The organism is Marinospirillum sp., assembly GCF_035271045.1.
Taxonomy (GTDB): Bacteria; Pseudomonadota; Gammaproteobacteria; order Pseudomonadales; family Halomonadaceae; genus Marinospirillum.
The window spans coordinates 47,190-67,259 of record NZ_DATESC010000008.1 but is presented as its reverse complement, the minus strand read 5'-3'; the positions used below and the strand labels follow the sequence as shown (position 1 = coordinate 67,259).

Here is a 20,070-nt window from a genome sequence, read left to right as displayed (position 1 = left end):
TGCCTAGTGAGTGCTTGTACCGTGAGATCAGCTTTATGCGTTATGGCTTAAAAGAACGTTTATTAGGTGCGGTAATTTTGATTGCTGCAGCGGTCATTTTTGTGCCTTTTTTGTTAGAAGAAAAGCGCCCAGAAATACCCGTTGCTGATAAAATAATTACCCCAGAACCACCCAAGCCAATAACGTCCAATGTTGAAAAACCTAAAATACCAATATTACCCGACAGTTTAACTGAGCAGCAAAAACAACAGGTTGTCGCTGATAATAAAGCATTAATTGATTCAGGTTTAAGGCTTAATCCTGAAGGGGGTGTTGATGCTTGGACAATACAGGTGGCTACCTTTGGTGATGCCGATAACGCTAAACGCTTGGTCGGTGAATTGGGAAAACAGCAATACCATGCGTATTGGCGCAAAATAAATAGCCTAACAGTGGTGTTTGTTGGTCCTTATATTGACCAGCAGCAGGGTCGAGAAGATCAAGATCAACTACTGCAAGTGCAAGGGCTTAAAACCTTGTTAACCCGTTATGTGCCTGAATATGAAGCAAAAGTTCAGGGTAGTTTACCCACTGTTAATGATTGATTTTATGGTTAAGGAGACCTTGTATGAATGCCATTGATATTGGTATTTTGGTCATTGTTGGTGCATCGGTATTATTAGCTTTTTGGAAAGGTTTTATACAGCAGGCCATTTCTTTAGCCGGTTGGTTGGTTGCTCTATTTGCCGCCCGCATATTAGGACCTGAATTAGCACCTCACCTTGAGGTGGTGATTGCTGAGCCGGGTATACAGCTAGCCATGGCTTATGTTGCTATTGCCGTGGTGGTGCTATTAGCGACTAAAGTACTTTCCAGTGCTTTTGGTACGCTGATTCAAAAAATTGGTTTGGGAACAGTCGATAAATTTTTTGGTGTTTTTTTTGGTTTATTCCGCGGCATTGTCATTGTTGTGTTATTGGTAGCGATTGCTAGCTTAACTGAGTTGCGCCAACAGTCAATGTGGCAAGAATCAAAGCTTATGCCATATATGGAGCAAATACGCGACTGGACCGCCGGGCATTTAGAAAATTATTCAAAAAGATAGGTGAAAGTTTCATGTGTGGAATAGCAGGCATTATGGCTCATGAGTCGGTAAATCAGTTACTGTTCGATAGTCTGACTGTGTTGCAGCATAGAGGCCAAGATGCCGCCGGTATCATGACCTGTGATAAAGGGCGTTTTTTTCTACGCAAAAGCAACGGCTTGGCTAGGGATGTGTTTCGTACTCGCCACATGAAAAACCTATTTGGCAATATGGGGATAGGTCATGTGCGTTACCCGACAGCAGGTTCAGCAACGGAAGCAGAATCTCAGCCTTTTTATGTGAATTCGCCTTATGGTATTGCTTTAGCGCACAATGGTAATTTGACTAATTCAGAAGCATTAAGCGAAGAAGTTTTTCGTGCTGATTTACGTCACATTAATACCAACTCTGATTCAGAAGTTTTGCTTAACGTTTTTGCTCACGAGTTAAGTAGGCAAGGCATGAGTTTAACGCCTGATGACATCTTTTCAGCGATCAGTCGCCTTTACGAGCGTTGCGAAGGGGGTTATGCCGCTGTAGCCATGATTAGTGGTTATGGTTTGGTAGGCTTTCGTGATCCTAATGCGATTCGTCCTATTGTGATTGGCAAGCGTGAAAGCAGCCAAGGCACTGAATACATGATTGCTTCAGAAAGCGTGGCTTTAGATGCTGTTGGTTTTGAGCTGATTCGTGATGTACAGCCGGGTGAAGCGGTTTATTTAGATATGCAAGGTCAACTGCATACCCGTATTTGTGCGGCTAAAACGCAGCTTTCACCCTGTATTTTTGAACACGTTTATTTAGCACGCCCAGATTCCATTATGGATGGCATTAATATCTATCATGCACGGATGCAGATGGGTGAAAAGTTGGCTGAAAAAATTAAGCGCGTTATGCCCAATCATGATATTGATGTGGTGATTCCGATTCCTGATACCAGTCGAACCTCTGCTTTAGAGCTTGCTCAGCATTTGGGTATAACCTACCGCGAAGCTTTTATTAAAAACCGTTACATTGGCCGTACTTTTATTATGCCTGGGCAAATGCTGCGTAAAAAATCAGTGCGCCAAAAACTCAATGCCATTGATATGGAGTTTAAAGGTAAAAACGTACTGTTAGTGGATGACTCCATTGTGCGTGGTACGACTTGTAACGAAATTATTATGATGGCGCGTGATGCGGGTGCAAATAAGGTTTATTTTGCTTCTGCAGCACCACCGGTTCGCTATCCGAATGTGTATGGTATTGATATGCCAGCGGCCAAAGAGTTGATTGCTCATGGACGTACGGAAGAAGAAATTTGTAAGCTAATTGGTGCTGACTGGCTGGTTTATCAAGATTTAAACGACTTGATTGATGCTTGTAAAGAGCTTAATCCAGCCGTTAAACAGTTTGATTGTTCAGTATTCGATGGCAATTACATCACGGGTGGGATTGATCAAGCCTACCTTAATAACTTAGAAAAGCAGCGCAGTGACGTTAATAACAATGCCAATGATTCAGCGGACTGTGCAATTGATCTACACAATGACAGCTCGGCAGAAACAGAGGATTAAGGCATGACAGATAAAACAGCTTGGGGTTTAAGTACACTTGCATTGCGTACCGGCCAGCAGCGTACCGCTGAACGTGAACACGCTGAACCCATTTTTACGACCTCCAGTTATATTTTTGAATCAGCGGCTCATGCGGCTGATTGCTTTGCTAATGAAACAGGTGAGCAGAATATTTATTCGCGCTTTACTAACCCAACCGTGCGTTGTTTTGAAGATCGCCTAGCTGCTTTAGAAGGTGGTGAGCGTGCGATAGCGACCAGTTCGGGTATGGCTGCTATTTTATCGGTTTGCATGGCGTTTTTGCAGCAAGGCGATGAAATCGTTTGTTCACGTAGTGTGTTTGGTTCCACCATTGGTTTGTTTAGCCGCATGATGAACCGTTTTGGTATTACTACTCACTTTGTGGAGCTACAAAACTTAGCGGCTTGGGAAGCGGCTTGTAACGACAAAACGCGGCTGCTTTTTGTTGAAACGCCTTCTAACCCTTTAAGCGAAATTGCGGACTTAGGCGCTTTGTCTGCTTTGGCAAAAAGCAAAGGCTTGCGCCTAGTGGTCGATAATTGCTTCTGTACGCCTGCGCTACAACTGCCTTTACAGCTAGGTGCCGATATCGTCGTTCACTCGGCGACTAAATACCTAGACGGCCAAGGCCGGATGATAGGTGGTGCTGTGGTGGGCAGTGATAAAGACATGGCTGAAGTCTTTGGTGTGGTGCGTACCGCTGGCCCTTGCATGAGCCCTTTTAATGCTTGGGTGTTTTTGAAAGGCCTAGAAACCTTGCGCCTGCGTATGGATGCACACTCTGCTAGCGCTTTAGAATTGGCGAGTTGGTTAGAGCAGCAGCCTAATGTTGCCAAAGTTCACTATGCTGGTTTAACCAGTCACCCGCAGCATGAATTAGCTAAAAAACAAATGCGTGCTTTTGGTGGCGTATTATCTTTTGAAATGGTTGGCGGAAAAGAAGCGGCTTGGAAGGTTATTGATAACACGCAAATGTTGTCGATTACGGGTAATTTAGGCGATGCAAAGTCGACTATTACGCATCCTGCAACCACAACCCATGCCAGATTAACCCCTGAAGCGCGTGCTGAAGTTGGAATAGCGGATGGACTTATTCGAGTATCGGTTGGTTTAGAAGATATTAAAGACATTAAAGCTGATTTAGCACGTGGTATGGCTAGTTAGTTATTTTTAATCTTGCTTTTTTAATGGGTTGTTGCATTCAAAGCGCTTATTTTATTTGAACACAACAACCCATTAAGTAGACCTTTTGTCACTACTTAATTAAACGCATTAATAACCTTTGTTTGTCAGGTTAAGGCTGACTTTACGATGAGTCTTTTGCTTTACTAATTGCTAAAAACAGCAAGAGTCACTTGTGCATCCTGTGTATTAGGCTAGAATGCTTGCTATTGCTGTATAGTTCTTGTATAGCTTTATTACTGATCTAGGAGCATTTAGTTATGCGTAATAATCAATCTGTGACGCAAAAAGAATACGAAGTACGCTATAACTGTGCCATTATTTCTCATACAGATGCTAAAGGTCAGATTACTTATGTGAATGATGAGTTTGTTGAATATGCAGGATTTACGCGTGAAGAATTAATTGGTAAACCCCATAATATTATTCGCCACCCTGATATGCCTTCAGAAGCCTTCCGCGATATGTGGGCAACGCTAAAAAAAGGGCGTGCTTGGCAAGGTATGGTAAAAAATCGTCGTAAAAATGGTGATCATTACTGGGTGAAAGCAACAGCAACACCTTTAGCTGATGGCGGTTACATGAGTGTGCGTTTAAAAGCTACCAACCAAGAAGTACACGATGCTGAAGCACTTTATAAACGGATGCGTGAAGGAAGCCGCGATCAATTACAAGGCGGTTACCATCTACCAGGTTATGCTGCACGGCTCAACCATTACTATAAAAATATTAAGCTGACACCTACTTCTTTAATGCCAATGTTCTTTTTAATATTGATTATGGCAACAGTTACAATTTGGCAGTTTATTACTATTACTGACAAAGAAGTAGAGCAGGCACTACTACCTATATTAAAACTTTTATTTGGTGGTGGTTTTGTCGCTTTTATTTGGCAGTACATCATTATGCATCAGCAAACAACGCGTCTTAATTACCTAAAAAGAGTCACTTTAGAAATAGGTTCAGGCAACCTTGTCGGTGATGCGCCTATGGGTAAAGACGACGAAATTGGTAGTGTTTTTAATGCTGTACAAATTATGCGTAACCGCTTGTTTGAAATTGTTTTTCAAATGAACCAATCTACTAAATTTTTAAGTAATGCAGCTGAAGATATGTTGGCAGCAAGCCATGAAACAGAAAAAGGTGCCGTTGAGCAATCTACTGCTTCAGCCAGTATGGCGGCCGCCTTGGAAGAGTTAAGTGCTTCAGTTGAACAAATTGGCCATAGCGCCACGGTTGCTCATGCTGCCTCTAATAAAGCAGGTGATGTGTCGCGTTATGGTGCTGAAGCGGTTTATGCCAGTACCCGTGAAATAGCCACCATTGCTGATACCGTGAAAAACTCAGCTGAAAAACTACAACAACTTGAGATGCTTTCTAACAATATTGGTCAAATTGTTTCGACGATTCGTGAAATTGCCGATCAAACCAACCTTTTAGCATTGAACGCTGCTATTGAAGCAGCGCGTGCCGGTGAGCATGGGCGTGGTTTTGCGGTGGTTGCTGATGAAGTGCGTCAGCTTGCTAGCCGTACTCAGCAGGCTACGGGTGAAATTTCTGATATGGTTGAGCAGATTCAAAAGCGTACTGATGAGGCGGTTGCAGAAATGCAATCCAGTGTTAAGCAAGTAAGTGAAGGTGTTAGTAAGGCTGAACGTGCAGGTCACTCGGTTGCTGAAATTGAAAGTGAAACGCAAAAAGTAGTGCTTGCAACGCAAGACATTCAAGCTATTTTACAAGAGCAGGCTCTGGCTGCGCGGGAAGTGGCTGAAACTGTTGAAGGGATTGCGCGTTTGGCAGAAGCCAACTCAGCTCAAGCGGCTCAGTCTTTGGTAGCCAGTCAACAGGTGCAAGCAACAACCACAATACTTAATGACCTTCGTCGTCAGTTTAAGGTGTATCGCGGTTGAGTCATTAATCGTTATGTTAGTAATAAAAGAAAAAACGGGGCATAAGCCCCGTTTTTTTATTAATTAACGTATACCTAATTCTTCAATGCTTAAATCACGCATTTTAAATTTTTGAATTTTACCCGTGACTGTCATCGGGAATTCTTGCGTAAATTTAAAGTAGCGTGGCACTTTATAGTGGGCAATTTTTCCTGCACAAAAAGCTTTAAGTTCTTCTTCGTTAAGGGTTTTACCTTCGTGAACTTTAATCCATGCCATGACTTCTTCACCGTATTTCTGGTCTGGAATACCAATGACCTGAACATCAGAAATGGCTGGATGGGTATAGAAGAATTCTTCTAATTCACGTGGATAAATGTTTTCTCCACCACGAATAATTAAGTCTTTAATACGACCAGTAATGGCAACATAACCTTCATCATCCATTTGTGCTAAATCGCCGGTGTGCATCCAGCCATTAACAATGGATTCTTTGGTGGCTTGTTCGTTGTTCCAATAACTCAGCATAACGCTGTAGCCGCGCGTACATAGCTCACCTTTTTCACCGCGCTCAACAACTTCACCTGATTCAGGATTAACCAGTTTTACTTCTAAATGAGGGTGAATAGTACCCACTGTTGAAACACGTTTTTCAATTGGCGCATCCATACGTGTTTGGAAGCTAACTGGGCTGGTTTCAGTCATGCCATAGCAGATGGTGACATCTTTCATATTCATCTTTTCGATGACTTTTTTCATCACTTCAATGGGGCAATTTGAACCAGCCATGATACCTGTGCGTAGGTACCTAAGGTCATAGTTAGCAAAGTTGGGGTGTTCTAGCTCGGCGATAAACATGGTTGGAACGCCATAAAGCGCCGTCGCTTTTTCTTCTTCAACGGTTTGTAGGGTTATTTCAGGATCAAAGCCGTCTGAAGGGTAAATCATGGTTGCACCGTGAGTAATGCAACCCAAGTTTCCCATAACCATGCCAAAGCAGTGATAAAGTGGTACAGGAATAACAACGCGGTCTTGGTCGGTTAAATCCATGCCTTCTGCCACAAAATAACCATTGTTCAAAATATTGTGGTGAGAGAGCGTAGCGCCTTTAGGTGCGCCGGTTGTGCCAGAGGTGTACTGAATATTAATGGGGTCATCAAACTGTAGTGTAGCTTGAATGGCATTAAGTTCAGCTTCAGTCACTTGATCGTACATCGCCATTAAGTCTGACCAAGTGTACATACCTTCAGCGGCTAAATCATCGTTTAAACAAATGACTCGCTTCAGGTCGGGTAGTTTTTCGCTGTTAAGCTTATTGGGTATGCTGGTGTTGAGTTCTGGCACTAGCTCACAAATCATATTAGCGTAGTGAGAATGCTTAAATTTACCTTCAAGAATCAGTGTATTTGTACCTGAATGCTTGAGTGCATAGGCTAATTCATGGGTGCGATAGCTAGGGTTAATGTTAACCAGAATAGCACCAATTTTTGCTGTCGCTAACTGAGTAATGCACCACTGAGCATTGTTTGGCGACCAGATACCGACTCGCTCACCTTTGGTTACGCCCATTTTTAAAAGCCCACGCGCACAGCGGTTAACTTCTTGCTGTAGTTGGATGTAGGTGTAACGAAGGTTCTGATGACGCGAAATTAATGCATCATTATTGGGAAAGCTGGCAACGGTTTGATCGAAAAGATCGCCAATGGTCATTCCTAGTAAAGGACGATCACTGATACCGCTGACATAGCTTAGCGTCTTGCTCATAAACCCACCTCTAATGTTATCTTTGTTGTGTGTTGGTTTTGAACAGTAGGGTAAGAACTTGGGGTACTACTTGTTATTTATTACCCTACTCTTCGTTGTTCTTGTATTAATTGTTGTTTGTCTGAATTTTTTTTTTGATCCCTTAACCGCACTTTGCTTAATGCATCTTGGCAGCGTACTTCTGCAATGTTTAATTCTTCTTGCAAGCGTTGAATATCACTGAGTTGTTGGCGCATATCGGCTTGTTTTTTTGACAAAATATCCAGCATATACAATAGCTGCTTTTCATTACCTTGCGCCGTTGAGTCGTGCATATCAAATAATTCTTTACTTTCGGCCAAGCTAAAACCTAAACGCTTACCACGTAGGGTAAGCATTAGCCTGACACGGTCTTGAGCACTGTAAATGCGGGTTTGGCCCTGACGTGCAGGATTCAGCAAACCTTGTTGCTCATAAAAGCGAATAGTTCGCGTGGTTACATCAAACTCTTTGGCTAGCTCGCTAATACTGAAGGTACGAACTTTCACCTGCTTATTCATTTTATATACTTCCATAAGACTAATTCTGTTAACTCTAATCAAGGTTGACGTTTACGTAAAGGATAATGTTTGTTTTTTTAAACAATGCACTCTTTAATAGCGGTTAACACGGCGATAATTTCCGGGGCTAACGCCCATTACTTTTTTAAATAACCGTGAAAAATAATAACTATCTTCATAACCCAGTTGTTCGGCAATACTGCTAATGCTTGATTCGCCGGTATCGAGTAGGTAACAGGCGCGTTCAATTTTCATGTGTAGGTAATGCTGAATAGGTGTTTCGCCGGTTAATTGCTTGTAACGCATGATAAAATGATACCTTGATAATCTTGCTGTTGCAGCAAGGCTATCCAAATCAAGTCGAGTGTTAAGGTTGTCGCGCATTTGTTGTTGTAATTGGGGGAGATTCAACTCCATTTGCTGCTTAATTTTTGGGCGTTTATGCGATAAAGGTAAGGCTGTAAGTAGCTGGCGTAAACGGTTGCTGGCATGAATTAAAGGCTGCTCTTGAAAACCGCTGTCTTGTACTGAAAGTAAACCGTTAAAGTCGACCAATAAGCGTGGTTGTCGTCCTAAGTTAATGCGCCGATTTAAGCCATTAAAGCCTAGGTATTGACGAAAATAGCTGGCTAAAGGACCTGAGTAATGCACCCAATGGATCGTCCAAGGGTTGTGGTCGGGTGTTGCATAGCGATGTGGTTCACCAGCCGGTAAATAAAGTAAATCACCTGCGATTAGGTGAAAGCTCTGTTGTCCAGTCGTTATTTCAGCTTCACCTTCCGTGCAATAAATCAGCAGTTCGTCTTTATGCTGGCTTCTGTCCATTGTATGACCTTTAGCCCTTTGATAATGCCCAAAAGAAACAGGGTAAAGTTCACGCGTAAGTGGGTGTTTTTCTAATAGTTTTATTAAGCGCTGTGGAATGATGTAGCGCAAACTACCAACAGGAAGCGGCCAATCTGAGGTTTGTGACATAAGCAATTCCTTTATCTTGATCGCAATATAATCCATCTTGTACACAATTTAGTCAATTTACGTTAGCGTCAACTCTTGTTATTTTTAGTAATACCTAGCGAGTGCTTGGTTTTTTGTGGCCTAGCTAAAAATAATTAAAAAACCTCAGAGGAATGCTAATGAATTTTAACTTAACCGAAGACCAAGTTGCTTTTCGTGATGCTGCCAAAGCTTTTGCTCAGAATGAAATGGCACCCCACGCCGCCCAATGGGATGCCGAGCATATTTTCCCTGTTGACGTGATTAAAGAAGCGGGTGAGATGGGTTTTTGTGGTATGTATACGCCTGAAAGCCACGGTGGTATGGGTTTATCACGTTTAGACACCAGTGTTATTGTTGAAGAATTAGCCGCTGCTTGTCCTTCTACCGCTGCTTATATCACCATTCATAATATGGTGAGCTGGATGGTAGCAAGCTTTGGTCAGGCCAAGGTCGCGGATGACATTGCGCCTCGCCTAGCCAGTGGCGAGCTTTTAGGTTCCTACTGCTTAACTGAACCCGGCGCTGGCTCAGATGCCGCTAGCCTGCGTACTAAAGCCGTAAAAGAAGGCGATGAATATGTGCTGGAAGGCTCGAAGATGTTTATTTCCGGCGCGGGTAGTACCGATATATTAATTGTAATGGCACGTACGGGCAGCCAAGACGAAGGCGCTCGTGGTATTTCAGCATTTATTGTGGATGCAAAAACCGCCGGTATTGAATACGGCAAGTGCGAAGACAAACTAGGTTGGAATAGTCAACCTACACGCTTAATTACCTTGGATAAAGTAAGAGTTCCAGCTGCTAACTTGCTTGGTAAAGAAGGTGAAGGCTTTAAGTTTGCCATGAAAGGTTTGGACGGTGGACGTATTAATATTGCGACTTGCTCGTTGGGTGCCGCTCAAGCAGCGATTACCTTAACCCGTGACTATATGCATGAACGCAAGCAATTTGGTAAAGAATTGGCACATTTTCAAGCGCTACAATTTAAAATTGCTGATATGGCAACAGACCTTACTGCTGCTAGACAAATGGTGCGTTTGGCTGCGTTTAAACTTGACCAAGCCGACCCAGAAGCTACACTTTATTGTGCTATGGCCAAGCGTTTTGCTACCGATGCTTGTTTCCAAATAATAGATGATGCCCTGCAATTGCATGGCGGTTATGGTTATATTCGTGATTACCCACTAGAGCGTTACTTGCGTGATACGCGTGTACATCGCATTTTAGAGGGCACAAATGAGGTGATGCGTTTAATTGTGGCGCGTCGCATTCTTGAAGAAGGCGTTTTGGAGGCAATCTACTAATGACCCCTTTATTAAAATATGAAAAGCGTGGCCACATAGCTGTTGTTACTATTAACAACCCACCGGCTAATACTTGGAACGAAGAGTCTTTATCTGGCCTTAAAAGCCTAGTTGAAGGTTTAAACGAAGACCGTGATATTTATGCGCTTGTTATAACGGGTCAGGGCGATAAGTTTTTCTCTGCTGGCGCTGATTTAAACAAGTTTGCTGATGGCGATAAAGCCGTGGCACGTGATATGGCACGCCACTTTGGTTTAGCTTTTGAAGCGCTAACCAACTTCCGTGGTGTTTCTATTGCCGCGATTAATGGTTATGCCATGGGTGGTGGTTTGGAATGTGCACTGTCTTGCGACTTACGTGTCGCTGAAGAACAAGCACAAATGGCACTGCCTGAAGCAAAAGTAGGTTTATTGCCCTGCGCTGGCGGTACCCAAAACCTGCCTTGGATAGTGGGCGAAGGTTGGGCGAAGCGTTTGATTTTATGTGGCGAGCGCATTAAAGCCGATAAAGCCCTAGAAATTGGTTTAGTTGAAGAAGTGGTTCCTCAGGGTAAAGCCTTAGAGCGTGCGTTAGAGCTAGCTGAAATGGCTTGCCAACAGTCACCTTCCTCCATTGCGTCTTGCAAGCAGCTGGTTATGCATTCACGTGAATCTAGCAGCCACGAACAAGGTTGGCGTTTAGAGCGTGAGTTGTTTGTTGATCTATTCGATACCGAAGATCAAAAAGAAGGTGTACAGGCTTTCCTAGAGAAGCGTACTGCCCAATGGAAAAACCGCTGAGGAGCAGTGTATGAGTGATCTACCCGTACTCTTTAGCGAGTTGCCGCTGAATAATGGCCAGAAAATTGGTGTAGCAACATTAAATGCGCCCCGTGCATTAAATGCCTTGTCATTAGAAATGATTGACCAGCTGTTAGCCAAGTTTGAAAGCTGGGCAAGCAATGCACAGATAGCGGCGGTTTGGCTGGAAGGCACTGGCGATAAAGCCTTTTGTGCCGGTGGCGATATCGTTGCGCTTTACCGTTCGATGACTGAATACACAGGCGGCACCGATCCTGCTAAAGAAAACCCTTACGCAGAGAACTTTTTTACTACGGAATATAAGCTCGACTATTTAATTCATACCTACCCAAAACCTTTGATTGTTTGGGGTAACGGCATAGTCATGGGCGGTGGTATGGGCTTGTTTGCCGGTGCGGCTTTTCGTGTGGTAACAGAAACTTCACGCCTAGCCATGCCAGAAATCACTATCGGTCTTTACCCAGACGTAGGCGGTAGCTGGTTCTTAAACCGTATGCCTGGGCGTTGTGGTTTGTTTTTAGGCTTAACCGGTGCGCACTTTAATGCGGCCGATGCCTTGTTTGTTGGCTTGGCAGACCGTTTTATTACCCATGAACAGCGTAATAAAGTGCTGGCTGCGTTAGAAGAAGCGCCTTGGGGCGAAGATGACTTCCGTACTGTTAGCCATGTCTTGCGTGAGTTTGAAACCGCTAGCCAAGCCGCCTTACCCGCAGCGCAGGTTGAAGCACATTTTACCGAAATTCAGCAGCTGACCGATGCCGATTCTGATTTAGAAAGGGCTAAGAAAATTGCCGCCTATGCTGGCGAAGACAAGTGGTTGCAACGTGCGGCCAGTAGTTTAGCTGCTGGTTCGCCTACGGCCATGTTGCTGATTCAAGAGCAGCTACGCCGTACTCGCCATGCCTCTTTGCGTGAAGTGTTCCAGCAGGAATTAAACCTTTCAGTGCAAGCCAGTTTAAAAGGTGAATTTGCCGAAGGTATTCGTGCCTTGCTTATTGATAAAGACAAAAACCCACGCTGGCATTACGCGACGGTTGATGCCGTTGAGCAGCAGTGGATTGACAGCTTCTTTGAACCGCTTTGGTCAGAAAGCCCGTTACAAGCGCTTTAAATAAAAGACAGCTAATTATAAAAAAGCTATTTAAAATAAAAAACAAGATGGAGTTAGTTTATGAGTAAAGTCGCATTTATAGGTTTGGGTAACATGGGCGGCCCTATGGCTCACAACCTAGTTAAAGCAGGCCATACAGTCACAGGTTTTGATTTAAGCGCTGAAGCACTAAAAGCCTTAGCAGCAGCAGGTGGTACAGCTGCAAGTTCAGCGGCAGAAGCAGTGGTTGGTGCTGAAGTGGTTGTTTCTATGCTACCAGCTAGCCAACACGTTGCCGGTTTATACCTAGGTGAAGCGGGTTTGTTCAGCCAGTTGCCTGCGGGTACTTTGGTTATTGATTCGTCCACCATTGCTGCTGAAACTTCGCGCCAAGTGAGTAAAGCGGCACTAGAAAAAGGCATTAAGTTTATTGATGCGCCAGTTTCTGGTGGTGTGGGCGGCGCAACCGCTGGCACGCTTAGCTTTATTGTAGGCGGCAGCGCTGACGATTTTGCTCAGGCTAAACCATTATTAGAAAATATGGGCAAGAATATTTTTCACGCCGGTGAAGCGGGTGCGGGTCAAGTTGCTAAAGCTTGTAATAATATGCTGCTTTCTATTTTAATGGCGGGCACGACAGAAGCATTAGCGTTAGGCGCTAAAAATGGTTTAGACCCAGCGGTATTATCAGAGATTATGAAGCAAAGCTCAGGTGCTAACTGGGTGTTGAATGTTTATAATCCTTGGCCGGGTGTAATGGAAGGTGTGCCCGCTTCCAATGGCTATCAAGGCGGTTTCCAGGTTGATTTAATGGCTAAAGACTTAGGTTTAGCTTGGGAAACAGCCCTTAGCAGCAAGTCATCCATTCCGATGGGTTCTTTGGCGCGTAACTTGTTTGCATTGCATGCTCAAAAGGGTAATGGCGGATTAGATTTTTCTAGCATTCAACAGATGTTTGCTGAATAGTCTATCGTTGATGAATTAGAATTAGAAGCAGGGTAGCGTTACTTACCCTGCTTTGCCTCACCATAAAAATAAACAGACATGAGGTCTTATTATGCAAGCACAAGAAGCGCGTGCGCGTGCCCTTCAAAACCCAAGTGAGTTTTGGGCAGAGCAGGCCGATCAGCTTGATTGGTACAAAAAACCGACCCAAATTTTGCAAGAAAATTCAGACGGCACACATACTTGGTATGCCGATGGTGAATTGAACACCTGCTTTTTAGCGCTGGATCGTCACGTTGCTGCCGGTAAAGGCGACCGCATTGCGTTAATTTATGACTCACCCGTTACCAACACCAAAAAAACCTATACCTACAAAGAACTCTTAGATGCCGTTGCTTTGTTTGCTGGCGCACTAAAAGCGCAGGGTATAGGCAAAGGTGATGGCGTGGTGATTTATATGCCAATGGTGCCAGAAGCCGGTATTGCTATGTTGGCTTGTTCGCGCATTGGTGCGATTCACTCGGTTGTTTTTGGAGGCTTTGCTGCCCATGAATTGGGTGTGCGGATTGATGATTCCAAACCAAAAATTGTTTTATCGGCTTCTTGTGGTATCGAATTCACTAAAATCATTGAATACAAACCATTGGTTGATGTAGCGATTGAGCAAGCAACGCATAAGCCTGAAAAGGTCATTATGTTGCAACGCCCTGAAGTTAAAGCAGAAATGATTGCTGGGCGTGATTTAGATTGGTACGCAATTCAAAAAGATGTACAGCCAGCAGATTGTGAACCGATGGCTGCTACTGACCCCTTGTACATTATGTATACCTCGGGCACGACAGGTAAGCCCAAGGGTGTACTGCGTGATAATGGCAGTTATGCTGTAGCATTAAACTTTGCCCTGCGTAATATTTACAATATGCAAGAAGGCGATGTTTGGTGGGGTATTTCTGATATTGGTTGGGTGGTTGGTCACTCGTTTATTATGTATGGCCCGTTAATCGGTGGTTGTACAACCGTATTTTATGAAGGTAAGCCTGTGCGTACCCCTGATGCTGGTGCATTATGGCGAGTGATTCAGGAATATGGCGTGAACGGTATCTTCTGTGCGCCTACTGCTTTTCGTGCTATTCGTAAAGAAGATCCAGAAGGTGAGTTGTTCCGTCAATACGATGTCTCTTCACTAAAACACATTTTTGTGGCAGGAGAAAAACTCGATTCACCTACCTACCATTGGTTGCGTGAAATGTCGCAAAAGCCAGTGTTTGACCACTGGTGGCAAACAGAAACAGGCTGGCCTGTAACTGCGCCCTTAACGGGTATGGGTGAGAGTGATGTACGCATGGGGTCTACTAACCAAGGCGTGCCGGGTTATAACGTGCAGGTATTGCGTGTGGATGGTTCGCAAGCTGCGCCGGATGAAATGGGTTCTATTGTTATTAAGCTGCCTTTACCACCGGGTGTGGCACAAACACTTTGGGGCGATCATCAGCGTTACCTAAGCTCTTACTTGCAAACTTTTAAGGGTTATTACCACACGGGTGATGGTGGTTATATCGACAAAGACGGTTTTGTGTACATTATGGGCCGTACCGATGATGTCATTAATGTCTCTGGACACCGTTTATCGACCGGCGAAATGGAAGAAGTGGTTGCCACTCACCCAGCGGTTGCTGAATGTGCAGTGATTGCGGTTTCTGATGATCTAAAAGGTCAGTTGCCAATAGGTCTTATTCTACTTAAAGATGGCGTTAAAATTGAGCCTGCTGAGTTAGAAAAACAGCTAATTGCTTTAGTGCGTGAGAAAATAGGGGCATTAGCCTGTTTTCAAAAAGCGTTAGTGGTTGATCGTTTGCCTAAAACACGTTCCGGTAAAATTTTACGTGCTATTTTGCGTAAAATTGCTGAAGGTGAAGATTATGCACCGCCTTCAACCATTGATGATTTATCCATTCTTCCAGAGATTAGCGCATCATTAAAAGCGGCAGGCATAACTAAAACGTAATTTAAGTTAAAAATCGCAAAAAAATCTAAAACAGAGCTTGTAGGAATGGTGTTTATGGTTTACGTTTACGTCAAGGTCATAAAAAATCAGTTCTACAAGCTCTAAAGTTAGCTGGTATAAAAATAACAGGGTTAAACCCACAGCAAGAGGATTTACAATGAGCCAGGAGTTCGTGTTAGAAACGCGAGGTCTGACTAAAGAGTTTCGCGGCTTCACTGCTGTTGACTCGGTTAACCTGCAAGTGAAAGAAGGCAGTATTCATGCGCTTATCGGCCCTAACGGTGCAGGTAAAACCACGCTTTTCAACCTGCTTACTAAATACCTGCCTGTTACGCGTGGCGATATTTTATACCGTGGTAAATCCATCGTTAAAATGAAGTCAAGTGAAATTGCGCGTTTGGGTGTGGTGCGTTCGTTCCAGATTTCGGCAGTTTTCCCGCACATGACTGTGTTAGAAAACGTGCGTGTTGCTTTACAGCGCCCAATGGGTAACTCTTTTCATTTTTGGAAAAGTGAAAAAGTTTTAAACCAATTAAATGACCGTGCAATGGAATTGTTAGAGTCGGTGGGTTTAGATGAATATGCTGATAATGTAACTATTGAGCTGCCTTATGGTCGTAAGCGTGCGCTTGAATTAGCCACGACACTGGCAATGGAACCTACCATTATGCTGCTAGATGAACCAACCCAAGGTATGGGTTTGGAAGACGTTGATCGTGTGACGGAGCTTATTCGTAAAGCAGCAGTAGGGCGTACTATTCTGATGGTTGAGCATAACTTGCGTGTTGTTAGCACCTTGTGTAATCAAGTCACTGTTTTGGCGCGTGGTGCTGTAATTGCTGAAGGTGATTACGCGACTGTGTCGGCTAACCCTCAAGTGCGGGAAGCTTACATGGGTACTGAAGCGGATCAGCATCAGGAGGAAGAAGCATGAGTAAGGCTTATGAGCAGCTGCGTATTACTGATCTTCACTCTTATTACGGCGAATCACACATTTTGCACGGTTTAGATTTGCATATAAACCGAGGTGAGTTAGTTACCTTGTTAGGTCGTAATGGTTCGGGTCGCAGCACTACATTAAAATCCATTATGAATATGGTCAGCCGCCGTACGGGTTCGATTATGATTAATGGTAACGAAACCATTAACACTGCACCGCACCATATTGCGCGTTTAGGTGTTGGTTATTGCCCAGAAGAGCGTGCTATTTTTTCAAGCCTTAACGTAGAAGAAAATTTATTGTTACCACCAACCGTCCGCAGCGGTGGTATGTCACTGGATGAAATCTATGCGATGTTCCCTAACCTTTACGAGCGTCGTAAAAGTGTGGGTACGCGTCTTTCAGGTGGTGAACAGCAAATGTTGGCTTTAGCGCGTATTTTACGCACGGGTGCTAATATGTTGTTGCTAGACGAAATAACGGAAGGCTTAGCCCCTGTTATCGTACAAAAACTAGCCGAAGTATTAATGCAGCTTAAAGAAAAAGGTTTAACTATTTTATTGGTTGAGCAGAATTTTCGTTTTGCAGCACCGATTGCCGACCGCCATTATTTAATGGAGCACGGTCAAATTGTTGAAGAAATTAAAAAGGATGAATTAGACAGCAAACAAGACATACTTAACACCTATTTGGGTGTTTGATTCAATTAAAAACAACAACAAAAGCCAATAAGGCAATGGGGTATTAAGCATGAAACTAATAAAAAAAGTATTAACCGCAGCAGTGGCAACCGCAATGACCGCAGGAGCTGCTCAGGCAGCAATCACCGATAATGAAGTGCGTATTGGTTATCTAGCAGATATGTCGGGTACCTACCGCGATCTAGCTGGCCCTAATGGTTTAGAAGCCTTGCGTATGGCCGTTGAAGACTTTGGCGGTACGGTTAAAGGTAAAAAAATCGTTGTAATGAATGCGGATGACCGTAATAGCCCAGACGTAGCTTCAAGTACTGTTCGTCAGTGGTTGGATAGCGACAAGGTTGACATGGTTGCAGGTTTAGTTGCTTCCTCCGTAACTATCGCAGCGACTAAAGTGTTGAATGGTTCAGATGCGATTGGTCTTGTTAATGGTTCTGCTGCTTCAAGTATTACCAACGAACATTGTTCTCCTAACCACATTCACTGGGCTTACGATACTTACCCATTAGCTAACTCAACAGCCTCGGCCATCGTTGCTGAAGGTGGCAAAAATTGGTTTATCGTGACTGCTGACTATGCGTTTGGTCACTCTCTTGAAAGTGACGTGCGTACCGTTGTTGAACGCGAAGGCGGCAAAATTGTAGGCACGGTTCGTCACCCACTCGCCACTAGTGACTTCTCTTCTTATATCTTACAAGCACAGGCTTCAGGCGCTCAGGTGGTTGGTTTTGCTAACGCCGGTGGCGATACCGTTAACTCGGTCATTACCGCAGGTGAATTTGGCTTAGCGCAATCGGGTCAAACTGTTGCTGCTCTACTTTTCTTCCTTACTGACGTTCACGCTTTGGGTGTAAAAACTGCGCAAGGTATTCAGCTAGTAACCGGTTGGTACTGGGATAAAGACAAAGAAGCGCGTGCTTGGTCAGATGACTTCTATAAGCGTACTAACGCTCGCCCAAGTATGGTTCATGCCGGTATTTACTCAAGCACCATGCATTACCTAAAAGCAGTAGAAACAACAGGTAGTGACAATGCCAAAATAGTTCGCGCTGAAATGGCTAAAAACAAGGTTAACGACATGTTCACTAAGGGTGGCTACATCCGTGAAGATGGCCGTATGGTGCACGATATGTACCTAGCCCAAGTTAAAACGCCTGCTGAATCTAAGAACCCTTGGGATCTATACAAGATTATTCGTACCATTCCAGCCGATAGTGCTTTCCGTCCATTATCAGAGAGCAACTGCTCTTTGGTAAAAAAATAAGTCATTAGAAATAGATTAGCGGGGTCCTTCTGACCCCGCTTTATAAATAAGAATTTTGTTAAAGGATGGTACGCAGATGACCATGATATTTGGAGTGCCTGCAGCCGCATTTTTCGGTCAGCTGTTGCTAGGTCTGATTAACGGCGCTTTTTATGCTCTTTTGAGCCTTGGGTTAGCAATTATTTTTGGCCTGCTCAAGATAATCAATTTTGCGCATGGTGCCCAGTATATGCTGGGGGCTTTTGCCGCTTATCTACTATTAAATTTACTCGGTATTAACTATTGGGCTGCTTTGTTTTTAGCACCCATTATTGTGGGTACTATTGGTGCATTAATAGAACGTTACTTATTACGTCGTATTACGCATATTGACCATATTTATGGTTTGCTACTTACTTTTGGTTTAGCACTGATTATCCAAGGTTTATTTACTAATTTGTTTGGTGTTTCTGGGAATCGCTATCCAGTACCCAGCGAGCTTAGTGGTGGTGTTAATCTAGGCTTTATGTTCCTACCCTATTACCGTGGTTGGATTGTTGCTATTGCGTTGGTTGTTTGTATTGCCGTTTGGTTTTTAATTGAAAAAACTAAGCTGGGTGGTTACTTACGAGCAGGTACTGAAAATCCTGCAATCATGCAAGCTTTTGGTATTAACGTACCCTTGTTAGTTACTTTAACTTATGGTTTTGGTGTGGCACTGGCCGCCTTTGCCGGCGTATTAGCTGCACCTATCTACTCAGTTGCTCCAGGTATGGGTGCTAACTTATTAATTGTGGTATTTGCAGTGGTGGTTATTGGTGGTATGGGCTCTATTATGGGCGCAATTATTACCGGCTTAGCAATGGGTATTGTTGAAGGACTCACCAAAGTTTATTACCCAGAGGCATCGAATACGGTAATTTTCTTAGTAATGATATTTGTACTACTGCTGCGCCCAGCAGGACTATTTGGTAAGGAGGCATAGACCATGGCTAGTACTGAAATTAAAAAAGCTAGAGTAAGTTCAGCACAAAAAACGCAACAAGCCATTAAACGCCGTCGTGTGATGATTTACGTTGTTTTGCTGGCTATTGCACTGGTTGCTCCTTTCCTTGCTTACCCAGTTTTTCTAATGAAAATTCTGTGTTTTGCGCTCTTTGCTTGTGCTTTTAATCTAGTGCTTGGTTATACAGGGCTGCTGTCTTTTGGACACGCTGCTTTCTTGGCAACCGGTGGTTACTTTACTGGTTACCTACTTAGCCAGCATGCGGTAACACCTGAAGTGGGTATTCTTGTCGGTACTTTAGCCGCCATTATTCTGGGTACTTTCTTTGGTCTCTTGTCGATTCGTCGTCAGGGTATTTATTTTGCAATGATTACCCTAGCGCTGGCGCAACTAGTGTTCTTCTTCTACCTACAGGCAGACTTTACTGGCGGTGAAGATGGAATGCAGGGCGTGCCTCGTGGTCACCTGTTTGGCTTTATAGACTTAGAAAACAACCTGTCTATGTACTATTTTGTACTAGCGGTGTTCTTAATAGGTTTTATGCTAATTCAGCGCACCATTCATTCGCCTTTTGGTCAGGTGTTAAAAGCTATACGTGAAAACGAACCTCGCGCAACTTCGCTAGGATACAACGTAGATGCTTATAAATTAGTGGCTTTTGTTATCTCAGCGGGTTTGGCGGGTTTAGCTGGCTCCACTAAAACAGTGGTCTTCCAGTTAGCCTCTTTGAACGATGCGCATTGGCACATGTCAGGTGAAGTTATCCTAATGACTCTGGTTGGCGGTGTAGGTACTTTAGTTGGCCCCATTGTTGGCGCTACCTTTGTACTAACGCTAACACACCAATTAGCACAAAGTGCCTTGGGTGATTGGGTTAACGTCATCTTAGGTTTAGTATTTGTTGCCTGTGTAATGGCATTTCGTGCAGGCATCGTGGGCGAAATTCAAAAATTTGCAAAGAAAAACTTTAAATAAGATTTAAGCTTTTATGTGGCTCTGTGGGTAACTTCTCTGTGCCCTTGTTTGACC

General features: G+C 43.8%; 18 protein-coding genes. 15 read left to right on the top strand and 3 right to left on the bottom strand.

Translation table 11 applies throughout. The features are described from left to right. Positions 1-35: 35 nt before the first annotated feature. The 5 genes from VJY63_RS04265 (at position 36) to VJY63_RS04245 (ending at position 5,732) form a co-directional block, all read left to right on the top strand. The gene (locus VJY63_RS04265; protein ID WP_324048514.1) at positions 36-584 is read left to right on the top strand and encodes an SPOR domain-containing protein; all 549 of its coding nucleotides are present in this window, start codon (positions 36-38) and stop codon (positions 582-584) included. A gap of 23 nt (positions 585-607) precedes the next feature. Further along, a complete protein-coding gene (locus VJY63_RS04260) occupies positions 608-1,084 on the top strand; it encodes a CvpA family protein (protein ID WP_324048513.1) in 477 nt (158 codons plus the stop codon). A gap of 11 nt (positions 1,085-1,095) precedes the next feature. After that, on the top strand, positions 1,096-2,619 hold the full coding sequence (gene purF, locus VJY63_RS04255; protein WP_324048512.1) for an amidophosphoribosyltransferase: 1,524 nt from the start codon (positions 1,096-1,098) through the stop codon (positions 2,617-2,619). Between the two features lie 3 nt (positions 2,620-2,622). Then, a complete protein-coding gene (locus tag VJY63_RS04250) occupies positions 2,623-3,804 on the top strand; it encodes an O-succinylhomoserine sulfhydrylase (RefSeq protein WP_324048511.1) in 1,182 nt (393 codons plus the stop codon). A 278-nt stretch (positions 3,805-4,082) separates the two neighbouring features. Next, on the top strand, positions 4,083-5,732 hold the full coding sequence (locus VJY63_RS04245) for a PAS domain-containing methyl-accepting chemotaxis protein (RefSeq protein ID WP_324048510.1): 1,650 nt from the start codon (positions 4,083-4,085) through the stop codon (positions 5,730-5,732). Between the two features lie 63 nt (positions 5,733-5,795). Here VJY63_RS04245 and VJY63_RS04240 read toward each other — a convergent pair whose 3' ends face one another. From VJY63_RS04240 to VJY63_RS04230, 3 genes are all read right to left on the bottom strand, one after another. Further along, positions 5,796-7,475, bottom strand: a complete 1,680-nt coding sequence (locus VJY63_RS04240; RefSeq protein WP_324048509.1) for an AMP-binding protein — start codon at positions 7,473-7,475, stop codon at positions 5,796-5,798. Positions 7,476-7,555: 80 nt separating this feature from the next. Beyond that, the gene (locus VJY63_RS04235; RefSeq protein ID WP_324048508.1) at positions 7,556-8,014 is read right to left on the bottom strand and encodes a MerR family DNA-binding transcriptional regulator; all 459 of its coding nucleotides are present in this window, start codon (positions 8,012-8,014) and stop codon (positions 7,556-7,558) included. A 93-nt stretch (positions 8,015-8,107) separates the two neighbouring features. Continuing rightward, positions 8,108-8,989, bottom strand: a complete 882-nt coding sequence (locus VJY63_RS04230; protein ID WP_324048507.1) for an AraC family transcriptional regulator — start codon at positions 8,987-8,989, stop codon at positions 8,108-8,110. A gap of 158 nt (positions 8,990-9,147) precedes the next feature. Here VJY63_RS04230 and VJY63_RS04225 point away from each other — a divergent pair, with 158 nt between their 5' ends. The 10 genes from VJY63_RS04225 to VJY63_RS04180 all read left to right on the top strand — a co-directional run bounded on the left by VJY63_RS04225 (position 9,148) and on the right by VJY63_RS04180 (position 20,016). Further along, positions 9,148-10,314, top strand: a complete 1,167-nt coding sequence (locus VJY63_RS04225; RefSeq protein WP_324048506.1) for an acyl-CoA dehydrogenase family protein — start codon at positions 9,148-9,150, stop codon at positions 10,312-10,314. After that, entirely contained in the window at positions 10,314-11,093 is a 780-nt protein-coding gene (locus VJY63_RS04220; protein WP_324048505.1) for an enoyl-CoA hydratase, read from the top strand. The genes VJY63_RS04225 and VJY63_RS04220 overlap by 1 nt, the downstream gene beginning before the upstream one ends. A gap of 10 nt (positions 11,094-11,103) precedes the next feature. After that, positions 11,104-12,225 (top strand): enoyl-CoA hydratase/isomerase family protein, encoded by a 1,122-nt coding sequence (locus VJY63_RS04215; protein WP_324048504.1) that lies wholly within the window; start codon positions 11,104-11,106, stop codon positions 12,223-12,225. Between the two features lie 60 nt (positions 12,226-12,285). After that, positions 12,286-13,170: a 3-hydroxyisobutyrate dehydrogenase gene (mmsB, locus tag VJY63_RS04210; protein ID WP_324048503.1), complete on the top strand. Its 885-nt coding sequence runs from the start codon at positions 12,286-12,288 to the stop codon at positions 13,168-13,170. Positions 13,171-13,261: 91 nt separating this feature from the next. Next, positions 13,262-15,154: a propionyl-CoA synthetase gene (locus tag VJY63_RS04205; RefSeq protein WP_324048502.1), complete on the top strand. Its 1,893-nt coding sequence runs from the start codon at positions 13,262-13,264 to the stop codon at positions 15,152-15,154. Positions 15,155-15,311: 157 nt separating this feature from the next. After that, positions 15,312-16,088, top strand: a complete 777-nt coding sequence (locus VJY63_RS04200) for an ABC transporter ATP-binding protein (protein ID WP_324048501.1) — start codon at positions 15,312-15,314, stop codon at positions 16,086-16,088. Continuing rightward, positions 16,085-16,795: an ABC transporter ATP-binding protein gene (locus tag VJY63_RS04195; protein ID WP_324048500.1), complete on the top strand. Its 711-nt coding sequence runs from the start codon at positions 16,085-16,087 to the stop codon at positions 16,793-16,795. The genes VJY63_RS04200 and VJY63_RS04195 overlap by 4 nt, the downstream gene beginning before the upstream one ends. A gap of 49 nt (positions 16,796-16,844) precedes the next feature. After that, positions 16,845-18,056: an ABC transporter substrate-binding protein gene (locus VJY63_RS04190; protein ID WP_324048499.1), complete on the top strand. Its 1,212-nt coding sequence runs from the start codon at positions 16,845-16,847 to the stop codon at positions 18,054-18,056. Positions 18,057-18,132: 76 nt separating this feature from the next. After that, entirely contained in the window at positions 18,133-19,020 is an 888-nt protein-coding gene (locus tag VJY63_RS04185; protein ID WP_324048498.1) for a branched-chain amino acid ABC transporter permease, read from the top strand. 3 nt (positions 19,021-19,023) lie between these two features. Continuing rightward, on the top strand, positions 19,024-20,016 hold the full coding sequence (locus VJY63_RS04180) for a branched-chain amino acid ABC transporter permease (protein WP_324048497.1): 993 nt from the start codon (positions 19,024-19,026) through the stop codon (positions 20,014-20,016). Positions 20,017-20,070 lie beyond the last annotated feature (54 nt).